Below are 5,259 nucleotides of genomic sequence, written 5' to 3' on the forward strand. Positions count from 1 at the left end.
TCTGTGGGAGGGTTTCTCAGGGAGAAACCGTAAAGAATTTTAAATGCAAAATTTCAAATGTAAAATGTAAAAGTGAATGCAGCGGGTAAGGTCATTGCGGCATTCACTTTTACATTTATCATTTGAAATTTTGCATTTAAAATTCTTTACGGTTTCTCCCTGAGAAACCCTCCCACAGAAGTACCGCCGGTGTTGAAATAGGTTACCAGCTGGTTATCCAGCGTGCTGCCCTGCGTAATTACCGGCAAATGGTTGTTGGTTTGCGCCAGCACCGCACACAGGTTCGCCGTACCGTTGCAAATGTCAGATACATCAGTACCCGCCTCAATATAATTTCCTGCGTTACGGGCTTCACTAATATTAAAAGCAATATCGTCTCCGCCATCTGAATACAGGAACCACTGCGTGGCTGCAGGTTTTCTTACCAGTTTGCCCGCCCGGGTGTAAGACACTGCTGCTACTGCCAGCAGCACAGCCAGCAGGCAAATACGGTTTTTCTTCATACAAAAATTTGAAGGTTTTATGGATTAATAGGCTTACTCTTTTTTACAGGTTTTCAGCTTCGCCTGTTTTTATAGATGGTGAAATAAGACGGTGTAGCTGTATCCCCAGCAGCGCCAGCCCAATAAGCACAACATTAAATACAAGGTGCTGCTGCCAGCTTAGCCGGCTAATAACGCCGCCGCAGGAACAGGGCAGCCTGGGCACAAACAAAAGCATGTAGGCAAGGTAAGCGGTAAACACCAGCATAAGCCCCAGGGATGCAAGCATGCCCTGCCTGCGGGTAGCCGGCAGGAACAATAATAAAGCAACCAGTATTTCACCGGCAGGTATCAATACCGCCATCATACCGGCATTACGGCCTATTAAAGGAGAGCTGCGCAGGAAATGGCGGAACACCGCAAATTCACCCAATTTGCTTAATGCGGTGTACAAAAACAGGAGAATAAACAATCCTGCAATGACTTCCGCCATCGTTTTGTTGGACATAGGTTTAAACGCTTGGTCAAAAAAGATTTGACGCTGATATATTATTCTTCAGTGGCATAGCTTACCCCATTGGCCCGGTGCGACCGTGGGGAATAACCAAAGAACTTTTTAAAGTCCCTTGCAAAGTTGGTAGGCATGTAGCCCAGATCCGCCGCAATATTGGCTACACTTTTATTGGTATGCAGCAGCAGCTGCATGCTGCGCTCCATACGTTGTTTATGATGGTAGCTCCATACAGTGGTCATGAAATATTTTTTGAAGCCCTGCTTTAGCTTTGACTGGCTGATGCAGAAGCTGCGTGCCAGCTGCGCCAGGTCGGGCCGGGTATCCAGGTGGTTGGAGAGGTATACCTTAATGGTTTCAAACAGCTGGCTGTTGGCATCGCGGTAAGGGCGGTCGCCGGAGGTATCCAGGTCTTCCAGTACCATAGCCTGTATTTCCAGCAGCTTGCCAAAAAGCTGCATTTCCGTTATTTTTTTCACAGGGGTGCTGTGATTAATATCCTCTATCAGCTGGTACAGCTTATTCCAGGTAATGCCGGAAAGCGGTTTGGGTGCGCCGTCTTTACTCAGGGTTTGGTGCAGCAGCTTTTTAGCATGAAAAGAATCCGTGGCCATTTCTTCCAGCAGCGTGTAAGGGCTGTCTACCCCCCAGGATGCATACAGGCCTGGATTCAGGAATATTTCATGGCTGCCCTGGTGCAGCTGCAGCAGGTTATACTGCCCCTGGTACAGGCGTACGCGCTCCCTGCCATTAATACGGCAGTCTATGCTGCCTTGCATCATACAGTACAGCGTAGCGCCGGTTTCATCGGGCTGCAGCAACAACTTTACCGGCCCTTTTACAAACATCCAGTGGTGCGATACCACGCAGCCTCTTACGGTAATTTTCTGTTCCAGGATCACCGTTAACGGGGTGGAAATAAGCTGGCTTTGTGCAAAGGGATATTGGTAGTTCTTGTACTGTACCGGTATGTCATAGGTAACACTCACCAAATGTGCCGGCACATCCGGAAATGAATACTTCATGGGCTGTTAGTATTTAATGGTTAACATGATGAATAGATATGGTTTAATGATCGTTACAGGTTTTTCATAGTACTGCTGCAAAGCATTGCTACGAGGTTCATTCCAGAAAAAGCAGGTTCTCACACGGATACATAGGTTTTCATTTAATGGTCAAAAAAACAGAGGATAGCGATAAAATTAGTAGTTGCCGCTGCTATTATCCTGCAGCAACCCCTAAAAATCTTGTCAAAAATAAGCACTATTTTATTTCTTTCAGCAGGTCCAGCACTTTCTCCCGTTTCAGGATCAGATAACCGATCTTTTCACGGGCAATACCGTCTTTTAACTGGTAGGTAAAGTGCAGGTTATCCGCAATAACTTCCGATTCAAAGTACTTGAAAAGAATATTCTTTTCTCCCTGCAGCTCTTCTGCCAGCTCATATAAATGGGTCGACAAAATGAACAAACAGTTAGAGCTGCGCAACAGGCCCTGTATCACAGCCAGGGAGCAGTTCTTGGCATCTTCCACATTGGTGCCCTTGAACATTTCATCTATCAGCACCAGCCAGTGACGGCCGTTACTGATCTTGATAATGGTGTTCTTAATGCGCTGCACCTCGCTGTAAAAATAACTTTCTCCTTTAAAGATATTATCCTGCACCTGTATATTGCTGAAAATACCGTGAAAAAAGCTAAGCTTCATATGTTCTGCGGGTACGCCCATTCCAATATGCGCAAGAAATACCGCCACGCCTACCGCTTTAATAAACGTGGTTTTGCCCGCCATATTGGCCCCGGTAAGGAATAAAAAACGGGATCGCGGGTCCAGCTCGATATCATAGGATACCGGCGCCTGTAAGATCATGTGATACAGCTGCTTAGCTGCTATAAAGGGGTGAGGGGTATCTTCAAATTCAGGGAACTGCAGGTTATAATGTTTCACCGCTTTGGCCATGGCATAATAGGCATCCAGCTTTTTATACAGGTCCACCAGCTCCCAGAGGTGCTTTTTCTGGCGGGTGCGGATCAGGTTATCATAGCGTAAGATCTGTACAAAAGAAAGCTTTTCCAGGGATTCTATATGCAGCAGCTCCGTGAACTCCCGCTGCTGTAGCAGCTGTTGGGCCCTTTCCAGCAGCTGTTTAAGTATTTTGGGGGTAGTATCTGTATTGAATACATCTACCAGCCTGCGAAAGCCTTTTATGAGGTTCATAAGCTGGGAGAACGAGAACTTAATGAACCCGTAATCCGGCGCATAAATGGTTTTGGTCATTACAGCGCTTACCAGCAGGCCGGGGCCGCCGGTGCTGGAAATAGGCTGTATCTGCGCTTCCAGGTAATTCTCTACTACTACAATGGTGCCGTTGGTAATGATCTCCGGCCACTGCGCTTGTTGAGCCAGTATGTATCGCAGCACCTGCTGCCGTTGTTCGATGGTTGCAATATCGGCCAGGGGAGCGCTGAACAGTTGCCGCAGGTATTCGCGGCCGCCCGCAGTAGTGGTGAAGTCTAACCGGTGGAACAGTGAAAATTCTTCCTCCCGGTTAAAAATAGATAGATCGTAATAGGTCGTCTTGTCCAGCTCCATGCAACCGTATTTAATTTTAGTGAATATACGTTTTGTAAGGATGCAGGACAATCATATTTCCATAAAAGTTATTAGTAGTTAGCACAGCATTATGCATTTAACTAACTATCAATCATTACAGGTAAGTTTTTTTATGCCCCGAAGGTAAGCCGGCGGCCCTGTACATTTTCATTGAACCGGCCGTTTTCCCAGGCCAGGTGGCCGCTTACAAAGGTGTGGGTAACGGCTGCCGGGAAAGTATGTTCTTCAAACGGGCTCCAGCCGCATTTGTAGTAAATATTGGGCTTATCTACCATCGTAGCCTGCTGCAGGTCCACGATCACGCAATCAGCAAAATACCCTTCCCGCAAAAAGCCCCTTTCCTGTATGCGGAAACAGGTAGCCGGTGCATGGCTCATTTTTTCCACCATTTTTTCCAGGGTCAGGTTGCCTTTGCTTACATGTTCCAGCATCATCAGCAGGCTGTGTTGCACCAGCGGCACGCCGGAGGGCGCCTGCATATAAGGTTGCTGTTTTTCTTCCCAGGTATGCGGGGCATGATCTGTGGCAATAATATCCAGGCGGTCATCCAGCAGGCCTTTCCACAGGGCATGTTTATTATGCTCCGCTTTAATGGCCGGGTTGCATTTGATCAGGTTACCGTAACGCACATAATCATCAGCAGTAAAGTATAAATGGTGCACACATACCTCAGCGGTTATACGTTTTTCCGACAGGGGCAGCATATTGCTGAACAGCTGCAGCTCTTTTTCTGTAGAAATATGCAGGATGTGCAGGCGGGAATTATGCTTTTGTGCAAACTGCACGGCCACTAAGGAGGATTCAAAACAGGCTTCCTCGTTGCGGATCAGCGGATGATCGGCGGCGATAAGGTTCTCTTCTCCCTTCTCCGCCTGAAAGGCAGCCATATTGGTGCGGATGATCTTTTCATCTTCACAATGCGTGGCAATAAGCAGCTCGCTTTGGGAGAATATTCTTTCCAGGGTCAGGTAATTATCTACCAGCATATTACCGGTAGAGGAGCCCATGAATATTTTTATACCGCACACGCGGTCTTTTTTAGCATTGGTTTTCAGCACTTCATCTGCATTGTCATTGGCCACCCCCATAAAAAAGGAGTAATTGGCCAGCGAGCGCTGTGCGGCGATGTCATACTTTTCTTCCAGTATTTCCTGGGTAAGGGCGGCAGGTTTGGTGTTGGGCATTTCCATAAAGCTGGTAGTGCCGCCGGCTACAGCTGCACGCGCTTCAGTATAAATGTTGGCTTTATGGGTAAGGCCGGGTTCGCGGAAATGTACCTGGTCGTCAATAACTCCGGGCAGCAGGTGTTTGCCTTCCCCGTTTATCTCTTTGTAATCAGCATCCAGGGTGATCTGTGGAGCTATTTTTTCAATGCGGTCGCCTTTGATCCATACGTCCTGTACCGTAGTACGTCCTTCGTTTACGACTGCAATATTTTTGATGAGATAATTCTGCATGCCGCAAAGATAATGAGTAGTTGGCAGTTTGCAGTCCGCAGTTGGCAGTCAGGAAATAGTACCAGTTGACAGTTGGCAGTTTGCAGTCAGGAAACAGTAGTTCAAAGTAAATAAAGTTGTAACAGTTGGCAGCAGCACACTTAAAAATGATAGATGACAGCATAAAGCAATCTTCCCAGACTGCCCACTGCCAACT

Annotated in this window: 5 protein-coding genes; all 5 read right to left on the reverse strand. The window is 47.2% G+C overall.

Going from position 1 to position 5,259, the window contains the following annotated elements; translation table 11 throughout:
- Positions 1–146 precede the first annotated feature (146 nt).
- The 5 genes from VIM87_RS24570 to VIM87_RS24590 all read right to left on the reverse strand — a co-directional run bounded on the left by VIM87_RS24570 (position 147) and on the right by VIM87_RS24590 (position 5,063).
- Positions 147–503, reverse strand: a complete 357-nt coding sequence (locus VIM87_RS24570) for a hypothetical protein (protein ID WP_331999550.1) — start codon at positions 501–503, stop codon at positions 147–149.
- Between the two features lie 43 nt (positions 504–546).
- Positions 547–990 carry a MauE/DoxX family redox-associated membrane protein gene (locus tag VIM87_RS24575; protein WP_331999551.1) on the reverse strand — a complete coding sequence of 148 codons (444 nt, stop codon included), beginning with the start codon at positions 988–990 and terminating at the stop codon, positions 547–549.
- Between the two features lie 41 nt (positions 991–1,031).
- Entirely contained in the window at positions 1,032–2,018 is a 987-nt protein-coding gene (locus tag VIM87_RS24580) for an AraC family transcriptional regulator (RefSeq protein ID WP_331999552.1), read from the reverse strand.
- A 238-nt stretch (positions 2,019–2,256) separates the two neighbouring features.
- Positions 2,257–3,585 (reverse strand): MutS-related protein, encoded by a 1,329-nt coding sequence (locus tag VIM87_RS24585; protein ID WP_331999553.1) that lies wholly within the window; start codon positions 3,583–3,585, stop codon positions 2,257–2,259.
- A 131-nt stretch (positions 3,586–3,716) separates the two neighbouring features.
- Positions 3,717–5,063 (reverse strand): dihydroorotase, encoded by a 1,347-nt coding sequence (locus VIM87_RS24590; RefSeq protein WP_331999554.1) that lies wholly within the window; start codon positions 5,061–5,063, stop codon positions 3,717–3,719.
- Positions 5,064–5,259 lie beyond the last annotated feature (196 nt).

Origin of the sequence: Chitinophaga sp. (assembly GCF_036569125.1) — a bacterium.
Classification (GTDB): domain Bacteria; phylum Bacteroidota; class Bacteroidia; order Chitinophagales; family Chitinophagaceae; genus Chitinophaga.